Source organism: Paenibacillus sp. F024 (assembly GCF_057814255.1).
On sequence record NZ_JBVASZ010000009.1, the window covers coordinates 42,328 to 67,397 of the forward strand.

Sequence of the window (25,070 nt, forward strand, 5' to 3'; positions counted from 1 at the left end):
ACTGTATGAAACCAGTTATAGGGATAACGATGGGTGATGCTGCCGGTATCGGACCGGAAATCATTGTAAAGGCGCTGCAATCGGCTCAGGTGTATGAGCAGTGCAAGCCGGTCGTCATTGGGGATTATAAAATTTTGGAACGGGCCAGAAGCATCGTGCAGGCCGATGTGAAGATTAATAAAATCAGTCAACTGAGCGAGGCTCTGTTTGAGCATGGCACTATCGACTGCGTTGATCTGGATATTTTGCCTGCGGATCTGCCGTTTGGACAGGTTTCGAGTGAAGCGGGGAACGCGGCTTTCCAATTTATTAAAAAGGCCGTGGAGCTTGCCAAAGACAAGGAAATTCATGCGATCTGCACCGCGCCGCTGAATAAAGAAGCCCTTCATAAGGGAGGACATCTGTATCCGGGCCATACCGAAATTTTGGCCGAGTTAACCGGTACCGAGGACTACTCGATGCTGCTGTCCTCTCCGAATCTGAAGGTCATTCATCTGACGACCCATGTGGGCTTGATTAAAGCGATCGAGATGATTAACCCGGAAAGAACGTATACGGTCGTTAAGCTGGCTCATGAGACGCTTACCCGCGCCGGGAAGACCGAGCCGAGAATTGCGGTATGCGGGATTAATCCTCATGCCGGTGAGAACGGCTTGTTCGGGAACGGGGAAGAAGAAGAGAAGCTCATTCCGGCCATTGAGAAAGCCAAAGCGGAGGGCATCAATGTAACAGGGCCGTACCCGGCCGATACGTTGTTTTTCCGTGCGGTCCGCGGGGACTTCGATATCGTGGTCGCCTGCTATCATGACCAAGGCCATGGTCCGATCAAGGTATTGGGATTGGAAGAAGGAGTCAATATTACGGTCGGATTAAAGGGCGGGATCATTCGTACCTCGGTAGATCACGGTACCGCTTTTGATATTGCCGGTAAAAATATTGCCGATGAGCGGAGTATGCTGGCCGCGCTGCGGGATGCCATCGAATTGGCTCCAAAAGATATCTAAGACAAAAGAGCCTGTGTTCCAATGGAGGAATACAGGCTCTTTCTTGACCGCCGGCCACCTATAGCGTATCATGAATATAATTGTATACAGCGTGGGAGCCCGGAGAACCGGGCTGAGAGTACGGCTGGTCCGCCGTTAACCATTTGAACCTGTTGGGTCATGCCAGCGTAGGGAGAGGTGAGGGACACACTTTGCTATGGGCAAGGTGTGTTTTTGTTAGTTGAAGGCAGGGGGAGGATCTAGGTGGCCTACCTGGAGTTTCAAGATGTAAGTCACAACTATAACGGGAAGCATCAGGTCATCCATGGGCTGCAGCTGCAAGTTCAGAAGGGGGAGTTTGTGTCCCTGGCCGGTCGAAGCGGCTGCGGCAAGACGACCTTGTTAAAGCTGGCGGCAGGTCTGCTCGCGCCTGACGAAGGGACGGTCTTGATCGCGGACAAGCCGGTCACGCAGCCGCAAACCCAAGTCGGCGTGGTCTTTCAGGCGCCTACTTTGTTGGAGTGGCAGACGGTAAGAGATAATGTCCTGCTTCCGGTGTCGTTGCTCCGCAAGCCGACCCGGGCCGACCGCGAGGCTGCGGACGCCTACCTTCAGCGAATGGGGCTTGCTCTGCATGCCGATAAGTATCCCGCCGAGCTGTCCGGCGGTCAGCAAAGCCGCGTAGGCATTGCCCGGGCCTTGATCCGGGAGCCGTCCTTGCTGCTGATGGACGAGCCCTTTGCTGCGCTGGATGCTCTGACAAGGGAGTCGCTGCAGGAAGACCTTCTCCAGCTGTGCAGGAGCAGGAAGATCACGGTTCTTTTTATTACCCATGACATTACGGAAGCCGTGTATTTATCGGACCGTGTCATCGTTCTTCATGGCGGAGGCATTGCCGGCGAATATTCCGTTCCTTTGCCGGATGAGCGCCATTATGAAATGCGCTATGACAGCGAATTTAACCGGGTTTGTCTGGCGGTGAGACAGGCGATGGAAGGAGGAGGCCGGAAGTGATTCGGAATGCAGTTCTTCCGTTCGGGCTTTTTGTACTGCTGATCGCCGCATGGGAAGGCTTTGTCCGTTCCAGCGGGGTTTCGGAGCTGGTACTGCCTGCTCCGTCGGTCATAGCCGATACCCTGTGGACGGGCTTGGTTACGGGATATTTTACAAAACATATCGGCCAAACGCTGCTTGAGATTGTACTCGGCTTGCTGCTGGGCGGCTTGTTCGGGGTTCTTTGCGGGATCGGGATGGGCGAATGGGCGTGGTTAAGACGGCTGTTATCCCCTTATGTCGTGGCCAGTCAAGCCGTGCCCAAGCTGGCTCTGGCTCCGCTGTTTATGATCTGGTTCGGATTCGGGACAACCCCCAAAGTCGTCATCACGGCGCTGATTTCCTTCTTTCCTCTGCTGGAAAGCACCGTTACCGCGATTCACTACGTAGACCCGTTGAAGCGGGACTTGTTCCGGGTGCTGGGCGCCTCCCGCTGGCAGACGTTGCTCCGGCTGAAGCTTCCGGCGGGCTTGCCCGGAATTCTTTCAGGACTTCGCGTCGCTGTGGTGCTGGCCGTGGTGGGGGCGGTGGTCGGTGAGTTTATCGGGGGCAACCAAGGCCTCGGGGCGCTGATCATCGCCTCCCAGGGGATGATGGATACACCTCTGATGTTCGCCGTACTGCTGCTGCTCACCGTGCTCGGCATGGCCCTGTATCAGATCGTTATTGTTGTTGAGAGGATCAAGCTAAAACCATATAAAAGGGAGAAAGATCAATGAAAAAATATTCGATTGCAGCCATGATGTTGGCGGGGAGCCTGCTGTTATCGGCCTGCGGCACCTCGTCGTCCCATGATGCCAATTCGGCTCCACCGGCCGCTCAAGCGCCGGCGCAAACGCAAAAGGTCGTCATGGCCAGCTGGAGCAAGCCGATCACCGAACAGACGAATCTTTATCATGCCGAGGAGCAGGGCTGGTTTAAGGAAAAGGGCATCGATTTTACTTTTGTTCCGGGAGCCGGGGGCGGAGATGCGATTAAGAACATCCTGTCCAAGCAGGCCGACATTGCGTTTACCGATCCGGGGTCCCTGTACTTTGCACTAGATAAAGGCGAGAAGCTGCACGTTATTTATAATATTTATCCTCAAAACGTATTCAATATCGTGTCTTTGAAGGATAAGAACATTCAGGAGCCCAAGGATCTCAAAGGCAAAAAAATCGGCGTATACAGCTTGTCCAGCGGCACCCGGCATAACCTGCTGGTCGTTCTGAATCAGGCGGGCTTAACGGAGAAGGATGTCACGCTCGTGGAAACCGGCGTTTCCAATTTTGCTCCTCTGATTCAAGGGCAGGTTGATGCTACGGCGGCTACGGATACCGGTCTGGCCGATGCGAAGCTGAAGGGACTCGGAGAAGTGAATGTAATCAACGTGAAGGACTCCTTGAACGTACCCAGCGACGTATTCGTTGTAACCGAGGAGACCTTCCAGCAGAAGAAAGAAATGCTGAAAAATTTCCTTGAGGTGTACAAAAAAAGCGCCGAGTGGATGATTCAAAATCCGGATGCGGCGGCTGAATTAGCTGTGACCAAAGCGATCGACGGAAAAGATAAAGCCCGCAATGTGGAAATCATCAAGCTGCGCAATGCATCCACAGTATCCGCAGATACGGACAAAAACGGACTCGGTTGGCTGGATGCGTCGGTACTGCAGCAAGGTGCCGAGGTATATAAGAAGCTAGGTCTGATCCAGAATAACTTGAATCTTGGCGATATCGTAACGAACGACCTAGTTCCGAAGAAGTAGCCGCACAGATGCGGTCCGGCATCCATATTAGTCCATATGGGAACCGTGCTATAGGGAGGGGGATGCACATTGAAGGCGGAATCGAAAGAAATCGTACAGCATATTTTGGAATATATCGAGCGCTTCTCGGCAGGAGATGTGACGGAGGCCGAATCGGAGGCTTTGTTTCAGGAGACGGCTTTAAAGCTGTTTCGCTATCAATTTCAACACAATGCAGCGTACAAGAAATATGCCCAAGCCAGGCGTAAATCTCCATTAACGGTAAAGGATTGGCGGGACATTCCGCCGATCCCGATTCAGGCGTTCAAAGAGCTGACGCTATCGTGCGAGCCTGCGGAGGAAGCGGAAGCCGTATTCATGACCAGCGGAACGACGAATGCGGACAAGCGGGGAAGGCATTACCATCCGACCTTGGAGGTATGGGATGCCTCGATGGCACCTCCTTTCAAACATTATGTGCTTCCGGATCGTGAACGGATCACCGTGCTGGTGCTGTCTCCGGCAGCCGACGTGAATCGCAATTCTTCCCTCTCCCGTTATTTGACGAAGGCTGTGGAGCATTACGGTACACCCGGAAGCCGCTATTTTTACTCGCAAGACAACGGTTTGGATATGGAAGGGGCTCTTGCGACGCTGCAGGAATGTGCTGCCCGTAACGAACCGGTGCTTCTGATCGGGGCGACCTTTGCTTATGTGCATTTGCTGGATTACTGTGCGGCATATGGCTATCGAGTCGAGCTTCCGGAGGGGAGCCGTCTTTTTGACACCGGCGGTCTGAAGGGACAGTCCCGCGAAATTACCGCGGAGGAGCTTTACCAAAAGATCGAAGGGCATTTTGGCCTAGAGCGCGAGTTCTGCATCAATATGTACGGGATGACGGAGCTCAGCTCCCAAATCTATGATCAAACGATACGCAGCCGCATACTGACGGGGCGAGCCGTGCATGAAAAAGCGAATCCGCCCTGGATTCGGACACTCGTTCTTCACCCCGATACATTGGATCCGGTACCTGATGGGCAAACCGGTGTATTGGCCCACTATGATCTGTGCAATTGGAATTCGGCATTGGCTGTTCTCACGGAGGATATGGGGTATAAAAATGAACACGGGCTTAACCTGCTGGGCCGGATCAAAGGCTCGGAAGCCCGCGGCTGCTCCATAGCCGTCGATCAGCTGTTGAGCTCGAATAAGAAGTAGGTGAGAGCATGAGCGCATTGGAGAAGGTGGTCGTAAGGCCCGCATATAAAGTCCCAAGCGTAATCCGGCTGGCCTCATTCACGGAGCGGCATCTCGATGGACCTCAGGGAACACTTGTTCTGCAGTACCCAATATTGACGCCGGAGTTGATCACGGACATTGCGCGGGAAATTTCCGTGAGGCGAAGGGACTACCTGTCCCGCTTAAGAACAGAACAAATTGTTGAGCGATTGGACCTGGCCGTGCGCAAATGGTTGGACCCGGACTATGACCTCCGCCGGTTGGCGGAGGCTTGGCTTCCGGTCATTACGGGCTACGACGGGGAAATGATTCGGCTCGAACTCAAGCGCTTCTTCCGGACCTTTCGCCGGAAGGAGCTGCTTCGCTTTCTGGACGAGGAATTCGATGCTTCGGCGGTACTGGATGAATTCCGGCCGCGGAAAAACGGCGGAATGAGCCGGGCATACGGGCCCGAGCTGTTATTTCACGTTTTTTCCGGCAATGTGCCCGGGCTTCCGATCTGGAGTCTGGTCATGGGCATATTATTGAAATCGGCCAATCTGGGCAAGACCTCCTCGGCTGAGCCGCTGATGGCCGTGCTGTTTGCCGAATCGTTGGCGGAAGTCGATCCTGCGCTTGCGGACTGCCTTGCCGTACTGCCATGGAAGGGCGGGAATGAAGAGCTGGAGCAGCCGGTCATCGCGGCGGCGGAAGCGGTCGTCGCTTACGGCTCGCAGGAAACGGTGGAAAAGCTGCGGTCGAGAGTGCCCGGGACCAAGCGCTTTGTCAGCTACGGCCATAAGATCAGCTTCGCGATGATCGGGCAGGAGGCGCTGACCGCAGACCGGTACCAGGAAACGGCACGCAGGCTGGCGGAGGATGCTTCGGTTTATGATCAGCAGGGCTGCTTGGCCCCCCACAGTGTATTCGTCGAAGAAGGCGGCGCGGTATCGCCGCGGCAGTTCGGGCAGCTGCTCGCTTCCGAGATGGAGCGCTATCACGAGAAGAAGCCTAGAGCACTACTGTCCGACGAAGAATCGATGGCCATTCACGCGGTAAGACAGCGGTTCGAAATGATGTGCTTGCGGGGAGAGTCTGTTGCGGTTTATACGAGTCGGACGGGAACGGACTGGACGGTCATTTATCATGGACGGCCCGGCTTCGAGGCTTCTCCGTTGAACCGGACGATCCATGTGTTTGCGTGCGAATCCTTGGAGACGGCCGCCGATCAAATCCGGTCTTACCGGGAATATTTGCAGACAGTGGGCCTTGCCGTCGGACCGGACCGGTTAGAGCCGATGGCGGGGCTGCTCGGCATGTACGGCGCTACCCGCATCTGCGCGATCGGGGAGATGCCGCGGACACCCTCAGGCTGGCACCATGACGGCCGCCTGAATCTGCTCGATTTGGTCCGATGGGTGGATTTGGAGCGAAGCGCGGAGCGGGATGCCGAACGATACGATCCCGATGTGGAATAGAGGGGGATACGAATGGACTTTGCAGGAAAAACGGTTTTGGTCACGGGCGCGAGCCGGGGCATCGGAGCAAGTATTGCCAAGGCATTCGGCGCTCTGGGAGCCTTGGTTATCGTTAACTATATCAGCAATGAAAAAGCGGCGGCGGAAGTGGTGGAGCACATCCGTCAGACGGGAGGAGAGGCCGTCGCCCTGCAGGCCGATGTAACCGACGGGGCATCGGTGCAGCGGATGGTTTCCGAGGCGGTGGAGGCGTTCGGCGGAATCGATATCGTCGTCAATAATGCGCTCAGTCACTACAGCTTCAACCCTAAGCAGCGCCAAACCGCTTGGGATATCGAATGGGACGACTATCAAAGACAGCTGGACGGCAGTTTGGGCGGTGCGTTTCAGGTTTGCAAAGCGGTGATTCCCCACATGAAAGAACGAAACAGCGGCCGGATCGTGAATATGACGACCAATCTGATTGATTTTCCCGTTGTTCCGTATCATGACTACACCACGGCCAAATCGGCCCTGCTTGGCTACAGCCGCAATCTGGCTGCCGAGCTTGGAGCTTTCGGAATTACGGTCAACTGTGTGGCGCCCGGATTGACGTACCCTACCGACTCAAGCCGGGAGACGAAAGAAGATGTCAGGAATGCGCTCGTCCGTCTGACGCCGATGGGAAGGCTGGCTTCTCCGAATGATATTACGGGGGCCGTTTTGTTTTTTTCCTCGGAATGGGCGGCCTTTATTACCGGCCAATGTTTAAGAGTGGACGGCGGATTGACGATGCATTGATCAAAACGTGCAAGGAGGTTATCGGATGGATATCCAAAAAGCAGTCACATCCTTGGAAAAGGTGCGGGAAAAGAACCCGCTGGTACACAATATTACCAATGTCGTTGTGACGAACTTCACGGCCAACGGGCTGCTGGCCTTAGGCGCTTCTCCCGTCATGGCTTATGCCAAAGAGGAAGTGGCCGATATGGCCCAAATTGCCGGAGCGTTGGTATTGAATATGGGGACGCTGGATGAGGAGGTCGTCTATGCGATGCTGGCTGCCGGCAAATCGGCCAATGAGCATCAAGTACCCGTGGTGTTCGACCCGGTAGGAGCGGGAGCTACTCCTTATCGAACGGAAGCGGCCCGCCGTATCATGAGGGAAATCAACGTCTCGATTCTTAGGGGGAACGCGGCCGAAGTGGCGAATGTCATTGGGGAAGCGTGGAGCATCAAGGGCGTCGATGCTGCCGAAGCGGGAGGCGATGCGGCGGAGCTTGCCCGTAAAGCGGCCCGGACGTTGGGGACCGTGGCGGTCGTAACCGGGAAGGACGATATCGTAAGTGACGGCAAGGTCGTCTATAAAGTCAGCAACGGCACCCCTTTGCTTACGAAAGTCACCGGAACGGGCTGTTTGTTAACCTCGGTAATCGGCGCTTTTGCGGCTGTAGAGAAGGATCTGGCATGGGCTGCGGTATCAGCCCTCGCTTATTACGGCGTGGCTGCCGAGAAGGCTGTAGAAGTATCCGGCCTCGATCGCCCCGGGACTTTTCAGACGGAATTACTAAATCAGCTGTACCGGACGGATGGAGACGCACTGCGCAAGCATGCGGTAATTCGTACAGAGTAGGTGCCGTTCGTGGTCAAAGAAAATGAAAATGCCCGGAGCTGTCCGATTTGCGGTAAAGACAATCATTGCGGCAATCTGGCAGGTCGGCTTCACGGGACATGCTGGTGCGGCAAAGCGTTTTTTCCCAAGCCATTTTTGACCTTGTGCCGCCGCGGCAGTTAGGGGTCTCATGCATTTGCAAAGCCTGTCTTGATTCGTTCAAAGGGAACATGACGGTCGAATAAGTACAGCTGCAGTACGTTTAGCCCTGCAAGCCGATGGGTCTTGTCCGATCTGCGGCCGGCCATCATCCATCAGGCCCTTGCAGGGCTTCCGTATGAAAAATTTAATGTTTGACAAAAGTTATCGGCATGGTATATAGTTCATTTAAAGCGTTTTCAGCACATGTATATAAAACGTCGTTCTATATTATAAAACAACATCGAAATACTTCTCCTTGATGAACTGCAGCACCTTCCCGTAAAGCCTTAATGTTTCGATTAGGTATCTTAGAACTCAAGTACATATCTTTACAAGCTAGAATCAAAACATTGTTCTATAATATAAAACAACTGAAAGAAATTTAACCGCTTTCATATTGATTATTTACTGGAAATCGACATTAAGATTTCTAGAAATAATATAAGCTTCAAACTTTATTAAAGGGGAGTGTCATTTATGAAAGTCAAAAGAGGTTTTAAAATGACAGCCGTTCTTCTTCTGACCGCTTCCGTTGTTCTGGCGGGCTGCGGAGGGGGAAATCAAGGAGCCAGTACGGGCTCGGGATCATCGGGTAATGCGGGGAATTCGGGTCAAGCGACGAAAACGATCAAAGTAGCGAATTACTTTGCAGCCGAACATCCTCAAAACGTTGCTCTGCGTGAGAAATTTAAGCCTTTGGTCGAGAAAAATTCGAATGGTACGCTGAAAGTCGAAATTTTTGAAAACAACAAGCTTGGCGCTGAGAAAGAATTTTATAACGGGGTTCGCAGCGGTACGATCGAGATGGGAATCCCGGGACTGATCATGCAAGCTGATATTGAGAAAATGCAGGTTGGCGAATGGCCGTTCCTTTTTGAAAATTTCGCCCATGCCAAAAAAGTATTTGACGGTCCGATCGGTCTAGAGATGTCCGAGGATATGGAGAGCAAGCATGGCGTGAAGGTGCTCGCTTGGAGCGCTAACGGCTTCCGGATGTTCTCAAGCAACAAACCGCTAAACAGCATTGAGGATTTCAAAGGCTTCCGCCTGCGTATGCCTAACATTCCGAACTACATCGCGCTGGGGCAAGCTCTGGGAGCCAATGTATCCCCGCTGCCGATTTCCGAGGTATTTACCGCACTGGAGCAAAAGGTCGTTGACGGTCAGGACAACCCGATCGCTACGCTTCGCGCATCCGGCTGGTATGAGGTTCAAAAATATGTATTGGAATCCAATCATATGTTCAGTCCTAATATGTACATCATCAACAAGAAATTCTGGGATGGCCTGACGCCTGAACAGCAGAAGGTTATCGAGGATGCAGCGAAAGAATCGGCGAGCCACGAGTGGAAGCTGCTTGAAGACAGCTTTGAAGCAGATAAGAAATTCCTGCAGGAAAAGGGCTTGCAGTTTGTAACGCCGGACGACAACCTCAAGAAGGCGATGCAGGATGCCGCAGCTCCGCTGTACGAGGAATTCTACAAGAAATATCCTTGGGGTAAAGAAATGGTAGAAAAGGTTAAGGCCGCAGCAAAATAACAACAAATGGAGCAAGCGACGAAGGGTCTGGTTGGCCCAGACCCTTCATGGCTTCAAACAGCAGCTTTTTTTATAACATCAGAATGCGGTACCAGCCTTCTGATGTTATAAAAAAATGACCGCTTTAAACCGCTTGCGACTTAGAATGACCTTAACAACAAGATCTTTTATAACAACAGAGGAGGGAAATCCGCGTGAATAAAGTAGGAAAAGCTGTTGAGCATCTATTTCACGCTTTCATCGCTTTTGCTCTATCGCTCATGGCTATCCTGGTATTCGGAAATGTCGTGCTGCGCTACTTGTTTAACTCCGGGATTACATGGTCCGAGGAGATGGCCAGATTCTTGTTTATCTGGCTCGTGCTTCTCGGCGCAGTCGTCGCACTTAAGGACAATGCGCATTTAGGTGTCGACATGCTGACCAAAAGACTGCCGAGACCCCTGAAAATGGTCGTATTTATCATCGGTAATATCATTGTGCTTACCGTCCTGTTCCTGGTTGTTGAAGGAAGCTGGAAAATAACGCTGCTGAACTCCGGCAGTACGGCGCCGGCGACCGGCCTGCCGATCACAATGATTTACGGTACGGGTATTGTGATGGGTATAGGCATGGCCGTGATCATCCTATTGAAATTATACCGTGTGCTATTAGGTAAAGAGGACATTGATAAATACATGAAGTCCCAAGAATCGGAAGAAATCATGACGCATGTTAATCCTCCTTCGAATAAGGAGGTGCCAAGATGACCGTTGCCATCTTTCTTGGTTCTTTGCTTGGCGCTATGGCGCTCGGCATTCCGATTGCGTTTTCGCTTCTCGTAAGCGGAATGGTGTTAATGCTTTCAATGGATATTTTCGACAGTCAGATTATGGCCCAAAACTTGATCGACGGTGCCGACAACTTCCCGCTGCTGGCGATTCCGTTCTTTATCCTTGCGGGGGAGCTGATGAATGCAGGCGGTATTTCCAAGCGGATCATTGACTTCGCTATGGCGCTCGTCGGTCATATCAAAGGCGGCCTCGGTTACGTAGCCATCATCGGAAGCGTAATGTTTGCTGGGCTTTCCGGTTCTGCTGTGGCGGACACGGCAGCACTCGGGGCGATCTTAATTCCTATGATGGTGGCGGCAGGGTATAACAAAAACCGCTCCGCAGGCTTGATTGCAGCCGGGGGAATCATTGCGCCGACCATCCCGCCAAGTATTCCTATGATCATTTTTGGTGTGACCAGCGGTGTTTCGATTACCAAATTGTTTATGGCCGGTATTGTCCCGGGTTTAATGCTTGGAGTCGGTTTGGCTCTCGCTTGGTTTTTGATCGTACGCAAGGATAATTACAAAGTGTACCCGAAAAAATCGGGGAAAGAGATTCTTAAGGCCTCGGTTAGTGCGATATGGGCATTGATTTTGCCGGTCATCATTATTGCAGGCTTACGCGGGGGAGCCTTTACTCCGACAGAAGCGGCCGTTGTTGCAGCCTTCTATGCACTGTTTGTCGGCCTTGTGGTTTATCGTGAGCTTAAGCTTAAAGATTTGTACCACGTGCTGGTGGCAGCGGGCAAAACGACGAGTGTCGTCATGTTCCTTGCAGCGGCTGCATTGGTATCATCCTGGTTGATCACCGTAGCCAACATTCCTAATGAATTGACGAACATGCTCGGACCGCTCATGGAAAATCAACTGCTCTTACTCATGGTGATTAACCTTGTGGTTTTCCTGGTCGGTACGGCGATGGATTTGACGCCTACGATTCTGATTCTGACGCCGGTACTGATGCCGATCGTCGTCGCTGCAGGAATCGACCCGGTGCTTTTCGGAATATTATTCGTACTGAACTGCTCGATTGGTCTGATTACACCTCCGGTAGGAACGGTGCTAAACGTGGCCGCCGGTGTCGGAAAGCTCAGCATGGAAGACATTGTAAAAGGCGTCTGGCCGTTCTTGCTGGTCGAAGTCGTGGTGCTTATTTTGCTCACCTTATTCCCGCAGATTGTGTTGGTTCCGCTTGAATGGTTTACATCATAGAGGAGGAAATAAGAGATGAAAAAATGGAAAGTTGTCGTTACCGATTGGGAGTATGCAGATTTACGCTTTGAGGAAAACGTACTGCTTCAGCATGAAGCCATTGAACTCGTTCCCGCCCAATGCAGAACCGAGGAAGATATGATTGCCGTTTGCCGTGACGCGGATGCGCTGATCAACCAATATGCACCGGTTAGCCGCAAGGTGATCGAAGCGCTGGAAAATTGTAAAGTCATCACGCGCTATGGCGTAGGCGTGAACACGATCGACCTGGAGGCGGCTACGGAAAAAGGGATCTGCGTGGCCAACGTGCCGGATTACTGCATGGATGAAGTAGCCGACCATGCGCTGGCGCTGCTGCTGAGCTGGACCCGAAAGGTTACGCTGGCGAACCAGCACGTGAAAAACGGCAATTGGGACTTCAAAGTGACCCAGCCGATTTACCGTCTCCGCGGAAGAACGATCGGATTAGTCGGCTTCGGTAAAATCCCGCAGATGCTTGCGGAAAAAGTGAAGCCGCTCGGCTTGAACATCCTTGCCTATGATCCGTTTTATCCGAAGCATTTGGCGGAAGAAAAAGGGGTTACGCTGGTTGAGCTCGATGAGCTGTGCGCTCAATCCGATTTTATTTCCGTGCATGCTCCGCTCATGGAGGCCACACGCGGGATGATCGGTGAGAAGCAATTTGCCCAGATGAAGAAAGACGCCATTATCATCAATACGTCCCGCGGACCGGTCATTAACGAAAAAGCGCTGGTCGACGCCTTAAGCAAAGGACAAATTGCGGGAGCGGCGCTGGACGTTGTGGAAGAAGAGCCGATTGCACAGGATCATCCGCTTCTGTCGATGGATAACGTTATTCTAACGCCTCACGTGGCCTGGTACTCGGAGGAAGCGGCGCAGGAGATGCGCTCCAAAGCGGCCATGGGCGTAGTCGATGTATTGATCGCTGGGGAATATCCGAAGTATCTCGTGAACCAAAAGGTAAAAGAGCGGGTAGAGCTGAAGCCTTCTCAACCGGAGCAGCGTTACCAAAGCTTTTAACCGATAAACAAAAAAATCATAATGGGGGAATGGTACATGAAGTGGTTCAAAAAAGCGATGCTCGGCATTACACTGCCCAGCCTGCTTGTAGTCAGCGCCTGCGGCGGGGGTACGGCGAGCAACAACGCTTCACAGGGCAATTCGGGTACCCCGGCGTCTACACCGGAGAAGAAAACTCATACCATCAAAGCGGGAATCGGATTGAATGAGGATCATCCGCAGGGTCAGGGTCTGAAGAAATTCGCCGAGCTGGTGGAGCAGAAGAGCGGCGGAAGCATGAAGGTGCAAACGTACTTTGCGGCTCAATTGGGCGACGATTTAAAAATGACCAATGCGTTAAAAGCCGGTACGCAGGAGATCACGATTCCTTCGACTTCTCCGCTGACCTCTATGGTGAAAGAATTCGGCGTATTTGACTACCCGTTCGTATTCAATAACGAAAAAGAAGCGGATACGGTGCTTGATGGACCTGTAGGAAAAAAATTACTTGATCTGCTGCCGCAGCAAGGACTCATTGGTTTAGGCTATTGGGAGAACGGATTCCGTAATTTGACCAACAGCAAGAAGCCGGTTGCGACTGCCGCAGACTTCCAGGGACTGAAGATTCGCACGCTGCAAAGTAAAGTGCATATTGAAGCATTCAGTGCACTAGGCGCGAATCCGACCCCAATGCCGTTCTCTGAGGTATTCAGCGCATTGGAAGGCAAAACGGTTGACGGTCAAGAAAATCCGCTGCCGACGATCGAATCCAACAAGTTCTATGAAGTGCAGAAATACTTGAGTCTGACGAACCACGTCTATACGCCATTCGTATTTCTTGTCAGCAAAAAGTTCTGGGACGGTCTGACTCCGGATGAACAAAAGATTATGCAGGACGCAGCTGCGGAAGCAGGTAAATTCCAACGCGAAAAGAACCGGGAGCAAAACAAGAAATCTCTTGAAAACCTGAAGTCTAAAGGGATCGCGGTAAATGAGGTAAAACCGGAAGACAGAGCGAAAATGCAGGAAATCGTCAAGCCTGTCCTTGATACTTTCTCCAAAGATTTAGGCGAGGCTTTAGTTAAAGAAATGTACGACGAAGTAAACAAAGCGCGTGGGAAATAAATTTTAAACTCCATCATTGCAAGTATGGGTGTAGTTATGGTGGGGGAGCTGGATAACGGTCTCCCCACCTATTTTACTAAACATGCTTCCTGAAACGGGAGCAACAACGGATGGATATCGTGTCGGAACCAGCATCCATGGATGCTGTCGTTAAACGACATGATTAAAACGTTTTAACGACAAATTCCGCACGATTTAAATCATAAGAATGCAAAAGGAGATGCGACCCTTGAAAAAAACTCGTGATTTTATTGAACAACTCGGATTTCCGCGTGGTGATCTTCATGATCTGCCATCCTCCACTAAGACGTTTCCGGATGGCGCTCAATACCGTGTTGAAATTCCCAGTGTCGAAGGACCTGCTTCCTTTGAAGCGGTGATTGAAGCCTGCAAGCAGTATGATGTAACGATTCATCGCGTATCACAAGGCAGCGGCATCATGCTTCTTACAGATGAAGAACTGAAGCAAATGGCGGAAATCGGCAAACGCGAAAATCTTGAGGTCAGCTTGTTTGTTGGACCTCGCGGCACATGGGATACCACCGCTATGCCTTGGGCCAGTGCGGGAAAGGTCATCGGGCTTCGTGTAGAAAGCATGGACCAGCTCGTTTATTCGATCGAGGATATTAAGCGGGCCTGCGACATGGGCATTCGCAGTATTCTCGTAGCGGATGAAGGGCTGCTTTGGCTTGTCAATGAGTTTAAAAAGAAGGGCGAGCTGCCGGAAGATCTGGTTGTGAAAATTTCCGTGCAAATGGCGCAGGCCAACCCCGTTTCCATTAAACTGATCGAAAGCGTAGGGGCTGACACCTATAACGTTCCGACCGACCTTACCCTGGCCCGTCTTGCTGCGATTCGTCAGGCCATTGATATTCCGATCGACATATACGTGGAAGTTCCGGACGATATCGGCGGATTTATCCGGCATTACGAAATTCCGGAAATCATCCGTGTAGCCGCTCCGGTATATATTAAATTCGGATTGCGCAACTCGCCTAACATTTACCCTTCCGGCACGCATTTGGAGCAAACGTCGATTGCACTGTGCAAAGAGCGCGTCAGACGCGCAAGAATCGGTTTGGATATGATCAAGCGGTACAGTCCTGATTTGAAAACCTCGGAAAAAGGCGCTGCAGGCTTGGGTGTTCCTGTCATCGAGTAAAATGAAAGGTTTCCGTAAAAAGGGTGAACAAACATGCCGATGATTCAAGCTGTAGAACGCGCACTTTTGATTTTGGATTTGTTCGATGAGTATGATACCGAGTTGAAAATCACTGAAATCAGCGATCGCATGGTTCTGCACAAGAGTACCGTTCATTCTCTCTTAAAGACGCTTCAGGTTCATCGCTATATTGAACAAAATCCCGAGAGCGGAAAATACCGCTTGGGCATGAAGCTGCTTGAGAGAGGGACCATCGTCATGCATAATCTCGATATTCGGAATGTAGTAAGAAAGCACCTGATCCAATTATCGAACAGCTCGGGACAGACGACGAATTTGGTTATCCTGGACGGCAAAGAGGGCGTGTACATCGATAAAGTGGAAGGTCCCAAGGCCATTATCCGGTATTCGCGTATCGGCAAGCGAATTCCAATCCACTGCAGCGCGGTTGGCAAGGCACTCATCGCTTTTAAGGAACCGAAGGAGTTAAAACAATTGCTTAAAGGCTATGTCTATAAGTCACATACGCCCAAAACCATTATGAATGAATCTTATTTTATGCAGGAACTGGAAAAGGTACGCGGACAAGGCTATTCCGTAGACAATGAAGAAAATGAGCCCGGTGTGCGCTGCATAGCCGTACCGGTAAGGGATCATACAGGGCAAGTTATCGCTGCAATCAGTATGTCAACGCTCATCGCACGCGTTAATGATGCGGAGCTGATGGAGCACGTAAAATCCCTGCAGCAGGCCGCAGAGGAAATTTCAGATCAGATGGGATTCGGCATTCCTTCATTTCATCATGTAAAAGAAGTGTACTAAGCATCTGAAGGAATTCAATATATACTAACTTGGGAGGCTATTTTATGCGTATCATTCGATTTTTAAACGATTCTGATGTACCTACGGTTGGTGCATTAACCAACGACAATCAAGTATTTGCACTGCCGTATCAAGGTTTTATGGAGCTGGTGGACGCCGCTAAGGCACAGGGAACGACTCCGTTAAAGCTTGTATCGCGCGACATGGAGTCCGGCAGCCCGCTGTCAACGGCGTTCGACAAGCTTCGCCTGCTGGTGCCGATTGAAGCCCCTGAAGTATGGGCGTCCGGCGTTACCTATGCCCGCAGCAAGGAAGCCAGAAACTATGAGGCTACCGGCGGCAAGCTGGATGCCACAACGTTCTATGATAAAGTATACGATGCCGAGCGTCCGGAAATTTTCTTTAAATCGACTGCGGCACGAACCGTAGGTCCCAATGACGATGTATACCTGCGCAGCGACTCCAACTGGCAAATTCCAGAAACCGAGCTGGGACTTGTTATCGACAGCAAAGGCACGATTCTGGGCTATACTGTCGGCAACGATATGAGCTGCCGTGACATTGAAGGAGAGAACCCGCTCTATCTTCCGCAGGCGAAGGTTTGGAAACGATCGTGCTCCATCGGGCCGGCCATCCTTTTGGCGGAAACGGTTGAGGATCCGTACAAGTTCGAGATTGCATGCCGCATTTACCGCAATAATGAAAAGGTGGTTGACGGTACGGCAAGCACCGGACAGTTAAAGAGAAAGCTCGAGGAGCTGGTATCCTTCCTGATCAGAGATAATGAAATCTTTGAAGGGACAGTCCTTCTTACCGGAACCTGCATCGTTCCTCCCAACGAGTTCACGCTGCAGGATGGCGACCGCATTGAAAGTGAAGTCTCCGGGATCGGCGTACTGACAAACTTCGTTAAAGGCCAATAAAGCAGCTGCAGGGCAAGCTGAATAAACAAGGAAATCGTGTTATCAAGCAGCATGACTCCGGTATTTGACGCATCAGCCCAACATTTTAATTTCATATTCGGAAGGAGAAGATAGACAATGACTGTACAAACAGAAGCCAAAACGTATTTGAACTTTATCAATGGGGAGTGGATTGCTGCCTCTACCGGCAAAACGGACGCGAGCATCAACCCCGCAAATAAAAATGAAATTGTCGGCTACATTCAAAAATCCGGCAAAGAGGACCTGGACCGCGCCGTAGCTGCTGCGAAAAAAGCTTCCACGCCGTGGAGAAAGCTATCCGCTCCGGCGCGCGGTGAGTACTTGTACAAAATGGCGAATGCCTTGGAAAAGCGCATCGATGAAGTGGCGGAAACGATGACAAGGGAAATGGGCAAGACCTTCCCTGAAGCCAAGGGCGAAACGGCCCGCGGTATTGCGATTTTGCGTTATTATGCCGGCGAAGGCATGCGCAAGAACGGGGATGTGATTCCGTCAACGGATGCGGATGCTTTGATGTTCACCACACGCGCTCCGCTTGGAGTGGTTGGTGTCATCACGCCTTGGAACTTCCCTGTGGCTATTCCGATCTGGAAAATGGCGCCGGCGCTCGTATACGGGAATACCGTAGTGCTCAAGCCGGCCCAGGAAACGGCTGTCACCGCAGCCAAAGTGGTCGAATGTATGGCCGAAGCGGGACTGCCTGCAGGTGTACTGAATATGGTCACAGGCAACGGCTCTGTCATCGGTCAGGGCATTATCGATCATCCGGATATTAACGGCATTACCTTCACCGGTTCCGACAACGTAGGTAAAATGGTCGGACAGGGAGCGCTTGCGCGCGGTGCCAAATATCAGCTGGAGATGGGCGGTAAAAATCCTGTGATCGTGGCCGACGATGCGGACCTGGATCTCGCGGTGGATGCGACCATCAGCGGGGGACTTCGCTCCACAGGTCAAAAATGTACGGCAACCAGCCGTGTCATCGTTCAAAGTGCCGTATATGAGGAATTTAAACAAAAGCTTGTGGCCAAAGTAAAAGAAATTAAAGTCGGTCACGGGCTGCAAAACGATACATGGATGGGACCTTGCGCGAGCCAAAGCCAATTGGATACCGTGCTGTCTTATATTCAAAAAGGAAAAGAGGAAGGGGCCACGCTTCTTCACGGCGGCAGCCAACCTGAAGGCGAAGGCCTGGAGAACGGCTTCTATGTACAGCCGACGGTATTTGAGAACGTCAAGTCCGACATGACCATTGCGCAGGAGGAAATTTTCGGACCAGTGCTTGCGTTGATTAAGGTAGATACCATGGAGGAAGCCATTGAGATCGCCAACGACGTGAAGTTCGGTCTCAGCGCATCCATCTTTACCCGCAATATCGGCAACATGCTCAACTTCATCAAGGATATGGATGCGGGCCTCGTCCGTGTCAATGCGGAAAGCGCGGGCGTTGAGCTGCAGGCTCCGTTCGGCGGAATGAAGCAATCGAGCTCCCATTCCCGTGAACAAGGCCAAGCGGCAATCGAATTTTTCACTTCCATCAAAACGGTATTTGTCAAACCATAATGAGCTTTCATAAATGAACCAGCGAAGGGCCTGATTTGCCATTTCAAAAAGCAAATCAGGCCCTTCTTTTTTTCAGGAAAGCGGTTGAGATGCACCTCGCTTACGGCGGAAGCCCATTTTTCTACAACCAAATGTTAACGTGAACAATTTTATGTTGTAATGCAGCTATAAAAGCAGTACTATTAAAGCACACGTGAACATAAATCTATAAACGGTAAAGGTGGAATGGTTATGAAACAATTTTTGGATGAAAATTTCTTGTTAACCAACGGTACCGCAGTTCATTTATACAACAACTATGCCAAAGAAATGCCGATTATCGATTACCACTGCCATTTGAATCCTCAGGAAATCTATGAGAACAAAACCTTTAAAAATTTAACGGAAGTGTGGCTGTACGGAGATCACTACAAATGGAGAGTCATGAGAGCCAACGGGATAGAAGAAAAGTATATCACCGGCGATGCCAGCGACTATGATAAATTCCTGGCGTGGGCTAAAACCGTACCGATGACGATCGGAAATCCGCTGTATCAATGGTCTCATCTGGAGCTTCAACGTTTTTTTGGCATCTATGACTTGATCAATGAAAAAAATGCGCCGATCATTTGGGAAAAAGTAAACGCTTTACTCGATGGAGGAGGCTTCGGTGCCAGAGACCTGATTAAAAAGTCCAACGTAAAAGTGGTTTGTACAACCGACGATCCTGCCGATTCCCTGGAATATCATATCAAACTGAAGGAAGAGAACGACTTCGACGTGACCGTTCTGCCTGCATTCAGACCGGATAAGGGTCTTGAAATCAATCGAGCCACGTTTTTGCCGTGGGTAGAGAAGCTGGCGCAAGCCTCGGGACAGCCGATTACCAACTACGATCAATTCTTGGCCGCACTTGATTCAAGGGCCAGATACTTCCACAGCGTGGGCGGTACGGTTTCTGACCATGCGTTAGATTACGTGCCTTATGCGGAAACGACAAAAGAGGAAGCGGCAGAAATTTTTTCCTATGCTTTACAAGGAAGAGCGGTAAGCCTGGAGGAAGAGAAGAAGTACAAGACGTATACCTTAATTTTCTTAGGCAAAATTTATGCAGAGCTGGGTTGGGCTACGCAATTCCATATCAACGCATCGAGAAACAACAACACGCGGATGTATGAACAGGCCGGTCCGGATACGGGGTTTGACTCCATCAATGACAGCTCTCCTGCTTACCCGCTGGGTAAATTACTGGATGCCTTGGAGAAGGAAAATGCCCTGCATAAAACGATTCTGTACTCTTTGAATCCTAAAGATAACTATGTGCTGGCTACCGTGATGGGATCCTTCCAAGGCGGCGGCATACCCGGGAAAATGCAGCTGGGATCGGCCTGGTGGTACAACGATACGAAGGACGGCATGCTTGAGCAGATGAAGACGTTGGCTAACGTGGGATTGCTGAGCCGTTTTGTCGGCATGCTTACCGATTCCAGAAGCTTCTTGTCCTATACAAGGCATGAATACTTTAGAAGACTGGTTTGTAATCTGCTGGGCGAATGGGTTGAGCATGGGGAGGTTCCCAATGATATGGAGCTTCTGGGCAGCATTGTTCAAGGCATCTCCTATAATAATGCCAAGGCATATTTTGACTTCAAAATAAAAGCTTAACCGGCATCATATCTTTTTGGCATGGGATCAGGCCTTCCTTCACGGATGGTCTGATTCTTTGCTTGGACATGACAAGTAAGGGAATGTCTTCTCGTTTAACAAAATCTGATTTTGTGTTAGAGTAAATGAAACATAGATAGACGGATGAATATTGAGGGTTTTTCGTGTTTCGGGGAGGAAATGCTTATGAAAGGTTTGGAGCAAGAAACGTTAGAACTGCTGCCGTTTGGAATTATGTGTATGGATCGGGATGAGCGGATTGTTCTTATGAATCGTTATGCTGCCGAGCGCTTTCCGCTGAAGCTTGAGAAGGATGTGTTTTTGCCGGATGTACTTCGGGATTTAAGTATTGAGCCTTTCGATCAAAAAAGAAGTTTTCAATTTAAGCTGGGTGATCAAACGTTTGCCGCTCAGCAGATCCCCTTTTTTCTACGGGATCAGGGGAAAGGTACCGTATTGGTATTTCAGCAGGCGTCCGAGTTAAAGGAGGTCGTCGAGGAGCTGGATTTTTATAAAAATCTGAATTTCGATTTGAAGGCTATTTTTGATATCTCTTATGATGTGATTTATGTATCCGATGGCCGGGGAATTACGCTTCGGGTTAGTTCTGCATGCGAAACGTTATGGGGGTACAAGGAAGAAGAGCTGGTAGGAAAAAGCGTATATGAGCTGGAAAGAGAAGGGGTATATTATCCTTCCATTACCCGTCTTGTCCTGGAGAAGCAAGAACAGGTCTCGATGATTCAAACGACTAAGACCGGCCGCCGCTTGAAGGTCGTCGGCACCCCGATTAAAGATGATGAGGGGCGTATTATTCGTGTTGTCAATGCCTCAAGGGATATTACGGAGATTAGTCAGCTTCGATCCGAAATTGAATTGCTCAAGCAATTAACGGAAAGCTACCGGAAAGAAATTATGGACCTGCGTTCCAAAAAGGAATTCGAGAAGGAAATGATCTACCGGAGCGAACAAATGGGAAAGGTCGTTTCTTTCTCTCAAAAGGTAGCCAAGGTGGATTCCAGTGTACTGCTGTTAGGTGAATCGGGAGTTGGCAAAGAAGTGATGGCCTCGTATATCCACAAATGGAGTCATCGTTATGAAGGGCCGTTCATTACCGTTCATTGCGGGGCTATTCCACCTCCATTGCTGGAGACCGAATTGTTTGGCGACGAGCGTGCGGCGGAAGTGAAGTCAGGCTGCTTGGAGATGGCCCACGAAGGAACTTTATTTCTGAATGAAGTGGATGAAATTCCATCGCCTTTACAAGTGAAATTGCTTCGTGCCATCCAGGAAAAAAGGGTTACGCGGATGGGGGGGAACTCTTCCATTGAGGTCAATGTAAGAATCATTTCCGCTACAACACAAGACATCGGGCAGAAGGTGCAGTCCGGCAATTTTCGAAAAGACCTGTATTACCAGCTGAATGTGGTTCCCATTGCCATTCCCCCGCTGCGCGAACGCAAAGAGGACATCATTCCCTTAATCCTTCATTTTACAGATCAATTAAACCGAAAGTACGGACAAAAGAGAAAATTCAATCCTCTGGTGTTAAAAAAAATGCAGGAATACGCCTGGCCAGGAAATGTCCGCGAGCTGCAGAATATGACCGAAAGACTGTTGGTCACAACGGAAGAAGATTGGATTCATGAAGAACATTTGCCCGACTATGTGAATATGAATGCCAAGGAGTATAAAAGCATCCAGATTCATCAGATCATGCCTTTGAAGGAAGCGGTCGATTTAGTGGAAAAGGAGCTGCTGCAATTGGCTCAAAAACGGTATCATTCGACCACGAAAATCGCTGAAGTGTTAGGAGTAAATCAATCCACCGTAAGCAGAAAATTAAGCCGATGGAAGGTATAATGATCGAGTATGCATTTTTGCATAATCATATATGTATAAATGCATAACAAAATGGGAACCATAAATATAGTTGAAAATCCTGAATTTAATAGGTTTTTTATAAAACAACTATGCGATACTGCATAGTTTTTTGTTTTTTGACATATTGTCTAAATCCCTAAGCCTTGTTATAAATAAAAAGTAAAGTTATGAAGCGCTAAAAAGTTCGGCATCAAGAAAGCGCTTGCAAAAAATGCATACTAGAGACAAGGAGTGAGAGGATTGAAGTACAGGTATTTGATTTTTAGCATGATCGTATTTATGACGGTTATTAACTACATTGACCGTGGAGCGATTTCGTATGCTCAAGCCGAGATTATCGCAGAATTCGGTCTTAACCCGAAGTCATGGGGTGAAATCCTGGGTTACTTTGGCTACGGTTACATGTTCGGGGCGCTGTTTGGAGGGATGCTGGCCGATAAGAAGGGGCCGAAGTTTGTCTGGATTGCGGCGGGGATCGCTTGGTCCGTGTTTGAGATAGGAACCGCTTATGCCGGTTATATCGGAATGACCCTTTTCGGCGGTTCGGCGATCGCCGGCTTTGCCTTGTTTCGAGTGCTGTTCGGTTTAGCGGAAGGTCCGCTGTTCTCAACCATCAATCGCACGATGGCCAACTGGGCCGCTCCTAAAGAAAGAGGATTTGCCGCGGCGCTTGGATTGCTCGGCTCCCCGCTGGGCGCTTTGCTGACAGCGCCGGTAGCTGTCGGATTGCTGTCCATTATGGACTGGAAAAAGATGTTCCTTGTTTTGGGTATCATCGGCATCATTTGGGTCGTCATTTGGATGAAGATGTTCACCGACAACCCGGAAGATCATCCGAAGGTATCCAAGGAGGAATTGGCTGAAATTCGTTCCCAAGAAGGCTTGTTGAAAACCGAGCAGGTCGTAAATAAAGGTTCGAAGGTTCATGTGCCATGGTATCATTTCTTTAAAAATCCGACTCTGGTGATGAACGCCATCGGATATTTCGCCTTTCAATACGTGAACTTCTTGATTTTGACCTGGACACCCAAGTATTTGCAGGACACCTTTGATTTTAAATTATCTTCCCTGTGGTATTTAGGTATGATTCCTTGGATCGGTGCTTGTGTGACCGTACTTCTCGGGGGGAAAATTTCCGATTACCTTCGCCGGAGAACAGGGAGCCTGCGCATCGCCCGCTCTGGTTTGGCCGTCGTTTCCCTTCTTCTTACGGCCATCTGCTTTATACTGATTCCAACGGTCGACAGCGTAGCTGCCGTGCTTGCGCTCATGGCCATCGGGAACGCGTTTAACTTCTTGCCTAATTCCGTGTATTGGACGGTCATCATCGATACCGAACCATCCAGAGCGGGAACGTTCGGCGGAGTGACTCATTTTATCACCAATATTGCAACGATTGTCGCTCCTACGCTGACCGGAGTACTGGTTGCCAGCAGCGGCTATACGGCCATGTTTGTGGCGGCTGCCGTTGCTGCAGCGGTGGGTATGGTAGCCATGATCTTTGTGAAACCGGGCAGAAGGGAAAAAACAGCCTAATCGCTAAATATTTATATATACCAGGGTAACCCTCGTGCATACGGGGGTTTTCCAATCTAAGGTGAGAGGAGATTTACAATGTCCGATTCTAATCTGTTAAAGCTCGATATCACGACGCTTTCGAAGAAGATTCGCAGTAAGGAGGTATCCCCGAAGGATATTGTTAATCCGCTGCTGCAAAGAATAGAAACCGTCAATCCGGTGCTCAATGCTTTTATTACGGTTGCTGCGGAGGAAGCTCTTGAACAGGCCGTGCAGGCCGAAGCTGAAATCATGGCGGGTCAATACAGAGGGTCGCTCCACGGGATTCCTGTCGGACTAAAGGATTTGATTTACACCAAAGGTATAAAAACGACCATGGGCTCTGAGATCTACAAGGACTTTATACCCGATGCGGACGCCAGCGTGGTCCGCAAATTAAAGCAGGCCGGCGCCATCGTGATCGGAAAACTAAATACACATGAATTTGCCTATGGATCGATGGGGGATGTTTCTTATTTCGGCCCGGTGCGCAATCCCTATGATACGTCCAAAATGTCCGGAGGGTCCAGCAGCGGCTCCGGGGCGGCCGTCGCTTCGGCGCTCTGCTTCGGAGCCTTAGGAACCGATACCGGCGGCTCCATCCGGATCCCTTCCTCGGCTTGCGGTATTGTCGGAATGAAGCCTACCTTCGGAAGAGTAAGCAAACACGGAGTTTATCCGCTGGGATACACGCTGGACCATATCGGACCGATGACAAGGACCGTTCAGGATAACGCGGAGATGCTGGGCATCTTAGCCGGCCACGATCCCGAGGATCCGTATTCGGTGCAGCAGCCGGGAGAGGATTTTGCGCGTTACATAGGGGAATCGATTCGCGGGAAGACGGTTGGTATTCCATCAAGCTTCTTCTTTGACCTTATTGACGACGAGATCCGTGCCAAAATGGAGGAAGCCATCGATCTGTTGAGAATCATGGGCGCAGAAATCCGAACGGTGGATATTCCGGTGCTGTCCGAAGTTTCATGGGCTCAGCTGAAAACGATCCAAAGTGAAGCTTATGCCGTTCATGAGAAGCTTCTCCATTCTTCTGCGGAAAAATATCATCCGGAAGTGCTGGAGCGGCTTCAGGCAAGCGCGGAACCCAAGGGGTATGAATACGTGAAAGCACAAGATATTCGCCGCCGCGCTCTGGAATCCTTTGGTCGTGCCTTCGAGCAGGTGGATGTGTTGGTTACGCCAACTCTCCCTATATTGCCTCCGGATATCGGGCAGAGGGAAATCCGCATTCAAGGACAGAGCGAGCCGGTACGGGCCGCGCTGCTGCGGTTAACGGGACCGACCAATTTAACGGGACTGCCCAGTCTTTCGATTCCATGCGGTTTTTCCAAGACGGGCTTACCGATCGGTATGCAGCTGATCGGGAGACCTTTTGATGAGGCGGTATTGTATCAATTTGGTGCCGCTTTTGAAAAGGAAACCGCGATTCCTGCATTGCAATGGGAGATCAAATAATCCTCGCCGGTCACATTCCTATGGGCTTGTAGGGAGCGAGAGAGAAGCGAAAGCTTCTCTTTTTTTA

Annotated in this window: 22 protein-coding genes and 1 riboswitch; all 22 genes read left to right on the plus strand. The window is 50.5% G+C overall.

The genetic code is table 11. The features are described from left to right. Nucleotides 1-5 precede the first annotated feature (5 nt). Entirely contained in the window at nt 6-1,004 is a 999-nt protein-coding gene (gene pdxA / locus ACZYR9_RS11410; protein WP_488978611.1) for a 4-hydroxythreonine-4-phosphate dehydrogenase PdxA, read from the plus strand. Between the two features lie 81 nt (nt 1,005-1,085). Then, nucleotides 1,086-1,195: riboswitch (TPP riboswitch) on the plus strand. A 52-nt stretch (nt 1,196-1,247) separates the two neighbouring features. Next, nucleotides 1,248-1,997, plus strand: coding sequence for an ABC transporter ATP-binding protein (locus ACZYR9_RS11415; protein WP_488978612.1), 750 nt, complete (start codon nt 1,248-1,250; stop codon nt 1,995-1,997). Then, on the plus strand, nt 1,994-2,755 hold the full coding sequence (locus tag ACZYR9_RS11420) for an ABC transporter permease (RefSeq protein WP_488978613.1): 762 nt from the start codon (nt 1,994-1,996) through the stop codon (nt 2,753-2,755). The genes ACZYR9_RS11415 and ACZYR9_RS11420 overlap by 4 nt, the downstream gene beginning before the upstream one ends. Continuing rightward, nucleotides 2,752-3,780: an ABC transporter substrate-binding protein gene (locus tag ACZYR9_RS11425; RefSeq protein ID WP_488978614.1), complete on the plus strand. Its 1,029-nt coding sequence runs from the start codon at nt 2,752-2,754 to the stop codon at nt 3,778-3,780. Before ACZYR9_RS11420 ends, ACZYR9_RS11425 begins: the two co-directional genes overlap by 4 nt. Nucleotides 3,781-3,849: 69 nt before the next feature. Continuing rightward, entirely contained in the window at nt 3,850-4,977 is a 1,128-nt protein-coding gene (locus ACZYR9_RS11430; protein ID WP_488978615.1) for a LuxE/PaaK family acyltransferase, read from the plus strand. 8 nt (nt 4,978-4,985) lie between these two features. Then, nucleotides 4,986-6,455, plus strand: coding sequence for an acyl-CoA reductase (locus ACZYR9_RS11435; protein ID WP_488978616.1), 1,470 nt, complete (start codon nt 4,986-4,988; stop codon nt 6,453-6,455). 12 nt (nt 6,456-6,467) lie between these two features. Continuing rightward, nucleotides 6,468-7,235: a 3-oxoacyl-ACP reductase gene (locus ACZYR9_RS11440; protein WP_488978617.1), complete on the plus strand. Its 768-nt coding sequence runs from the start codon at nt 6,468-6,470 to the stop codon at nt 7,233-7,235. A 25-nt stretch (nt 7,236-7,260) separates the two neighbouring features. Then, entirely contained in the window at nt 7,261-8,067 is an 807-nt protein-coding gene (thiM, locus tag ACZYR9_RS11445; RefSeq protein ID WP_488978618.1) for a hydroxyethylthiazole kinase, read from the plus strand. A 9-nt stretch (nt 8,068-8,076) separates the two neighbouring features. Continuing rightward, nucleotides 8,077-8,229: a cysteine-rich CWC family protein gene (locus tag ACZYR9_RS11450; protein WP_488978619.1), complete on the plus strand. Its 153-nt coding sequence runs from the start codon at nt 8,077-8,079 to the stop codon at nt 8,227-8,229. A gap of 495 nt (nt 8,230-8,724) precedes the next feature. Continuing rightward, on the plus strand, nt 8,725-9,786 hold the full coding sequence (locus ACZYR9_RS11455) for a TRAP transporter substrate-binding protein (protein WP_488978620.1): 1,062 nt from the start codon (nt 8,725-8,727) through the stop codon (nt 9,784-9,786). Between the two features lie 194 nt (nt 9,787-9,980). Then, nucleotides 9,981-10,532 carry a TRAP transporter small permease gene (locus tag ACZYR9_RS11460; RefSeq protein ID WP_488978621.1) on the plus strand — a complete coding sequence of 184 codons (552 nt, stop codon included), beginning with the start codon at nt 9,981-9,983 and terminating at the stop codon, nt 10,530-10,532. Beyond that, nucleotides 10,529-11,809, plus strand: coding sequence for a TRAP transporter large permease (locus tag ACZYR9_RS11465; protein ID WP_488978622.1), 1,281 nt, complete (start codon nt 10,529-10,531; stop codon nt 11,807-11,809). The genes ACZYR9_RS11460 and ACZYR9_RS11465 overlap by 4 nt, the downstream gene beginning before the upstream one ends. Nucleotides 11,810-11,824: 15 nt before the next feature. Next, a complete protein-coding gene (locus ACZYR9_RS11470; protein WP_488978623.1) occupies nt 11,825-12,850 on the plus strand; it encodes a C-terminal binding protein in 1,026 nt (341 codons plus the stop codon). 36 nt (nt 12,851-12,886) lie between these two features. Beyond that, complete coding sequence (locus ACZYR9_RS11475; protein WP_488978624.1) at nt 12,887-13,954, plus strand: TRAP transporter substrate-binding protein; 1,068 nt, start codon at nt 12,887-12,889, stop codon at nt 13,952-13,954. Between the two features lie 229 nt (nt 13,955-14,183). Next, entirely contained in the window at nt 14,184-15,116 is a 933-nt protein-coding gene (locus ACZYR9_RS11480; RefSeq protein ID WP_488978625.1) for a U32 family peptidase, read from the plus strand. 33 nt (nt 15,117-15,149) lie between these two features. Continuing rightward, a complete protein-coding gene (locus ACZYR9_RS11485; protein WP_488978626.1) occupies nt 15,150-15,938 on the plus strand; it encodes an IclR family transcriptional regulator in 789 nt (262 codons plus the stop codon). A gap of 44 nt (nt 15,939-15,982) precedes the next feature. Further along, complete coding sequence (locus ACZYR9_RS11490; RefSeq protein WP_488978627.1) at nt 15,983-16,861, plus strand: fumarylacetoacetate hydrolase family protein; 879 nt, start codon at nt 15,983-15,985, stop codon at nt 16,859-16,861. Nucleotides 16,862-16,978: 117 nt separating this feature from the next. Then, nucleotides 16,979-18,445: an alpha-ketoglutaric semialdehyde dehydrogenase GucD gene (gene gucD, locus ACZYR9_RS11495; protein ID WP_488978628.1), complete on the plus strand. Its 1,467-nt coding sequence runs from the start codon at nt 16,979-16,981 to the stop codon at nt 18,443-18,445. A gap of 231 nt (nt 18,446-18,676) precedes the next feature. Next, complete coding sequence (uxaC, locus tag ACZYR9_RS11500) at nt 18,677-20,089, plus strand: glucuronate isomerase (protein WP_488978629.1); 1,413 nt, start codon at nt 18,677-18,679, stop codon at nt 20,087-20,089. A 186-nt stretch (nt 20,090-20,275) separates the two neighbouring features. Continuing rightward, on the plus strand, nt 20,276-21,952 hold the full coding sequence (locus ACZYR9_RS11505; protein WP_488978630.1) for a sigma-54 interaction domain-containing protein: 1,677 nt from the start codon (nt 20,276-20,278) through the stop codon (nt 21,950-21,952). Nucleotides 21,953-22,240: 288 nt separating this feature from the next. Next, a complete protein-coding gene (locus ACZYR9_RS11510; protein WP_488978738.1) occupies nt 22,241-23,509 on the plus strand; it encodes an MFS transporter in 1,269 nt (422 codons plus the stop codon). Between the two features lie 78 nt (nt 23,510-23,587). Next, nucleotides 23,588-25,003 carry an amidase gene (locus ACZYR9_RS11515; protein WP_488978631.1) on the plus strand — a complete coding sequence of 472 codons (1,416 nt, stop codon included), beginning with the start codon at nt 23,588-23,590 and terminating at the stop codon, nt 25,001-25,003. Nucleotides 25,004-25,070: the final 67 nt, after the last annotated feature.

Excerpts from the sequence above, each read along its gene's own strand:
- ACZYR9_RS11490 (WP_488978627.1), top strand. The coding sequence starts at position 15,983 with ATGCGTATCATTCGATTTTTAAACGATTCTGATGTACCTACGGTTGGT.
- ACZYR9_RS11465 (WP_488978622.1), top strand. The coding sequence starts at position 10,529 with ATGACCGTTGCCATCTTTCTTGGTTCTTTGCTTGGCGCTATGGCGCTC.
- ACZYR9_RS11425 (WP_488978614.1), top strand. The coding sequence starts at position 2,752 with ATGAAAAAATATTCGATTGCAGCCATGATGTTGGCGGGGAGCCTGCTG.
- ACZYR9_RS11435 (WP_488978616.1), top strand. The coding sequence starts at position 4,986 with ATGAGCGCATTGGAGAAGGTGGTCGTAAGGCCCGCATATAAAGTCCCA.
- ACZYR9_RS11470 (WP_488978623.1), top strand. The coding sequence starts at position 11,825 with ATGAAAAAATGGAAAGTTGTCGTTACCGATTGGGAGTATGCAGATTTA.
- ACZYR9_RS11510 (WP_488978738.1), top strand. The coding sequence starts at position 22,241 with ATGATCGTATTTATGACGGTTATTAACTACATTGACCGTGGAGCGATT.
- ACZYR9_RS11455 (WP_488978620.1), top strand. The coding sequence starts at position 8,725 with ATGAAAGTCAAAAGAGGTTTTAAAATGACAGCCGTTCTTCTTCTGACC.
- uxaC (WP_488978629.1), top strand. The coding sequence starts at position 18,677 with ATGAAACAATTTTTGGATGAAAATTTCTTGTTAACCAACGGTACCGCA.
- ACZYR9_RS11515 (WP_488978631.1), top strand. The coding sequence starts at position 23,588 with ATGTCCGATTCTAATCTGTTAAAGCTCGATATCACGACGCTTTCGAAG.
- pdxA (WP_488978611.1), top strand. The coding sequence starts at position 6 with ATGAAACCAGTTATAGGGATAACGATGGGTGATGCTGCCGGTATCGGA.
- ACZYR9_RS11505 (WP_488978630.1), top strand. The coding sequence starts at position 20,276 with ATGAAAGGTTTGGAGCAAGAAACGTTAGAACTGCTGCCGTTTGGAATT.
- ACZYR9_RS11440 (WP_488978617.1), top strand. The coding sequence starts at position 6,468 with ATGGACTTTGCAGGAAAAACGGTTTTGGTCACGGGCGCGAGCCGGGGC.
- ACZYR9_RS11475 (WP_488978624.1), top strand. The coding sequence starts at position 12,887 with ATGAAGTGGTTCAAAAAAGCGATGCTCGGCATTACACTGCCCAGCCTG.
- thiM (WP_488978618.1), top strand. The coding sequence starts at position 7,261 with ATGGATATCCAAAAAGCAGTCACATCCTTGGAAAAGGTGCGGGAAAAG.
- ACZYR9_RS11485 (WP_488978626.1), top strand. The coding sequence starts at position 15,150 with ATGCCGATGATTCAAGCTGTAGAACGCGCACTTTTGATTTTGGATTTG.
- gucD (WP_488978628.1), top strand. The coding sequence starts at position 16,979 with ATGACTGTACAAACAGAAGCCAAAACGTATTTGAACTTTATCAATGGG.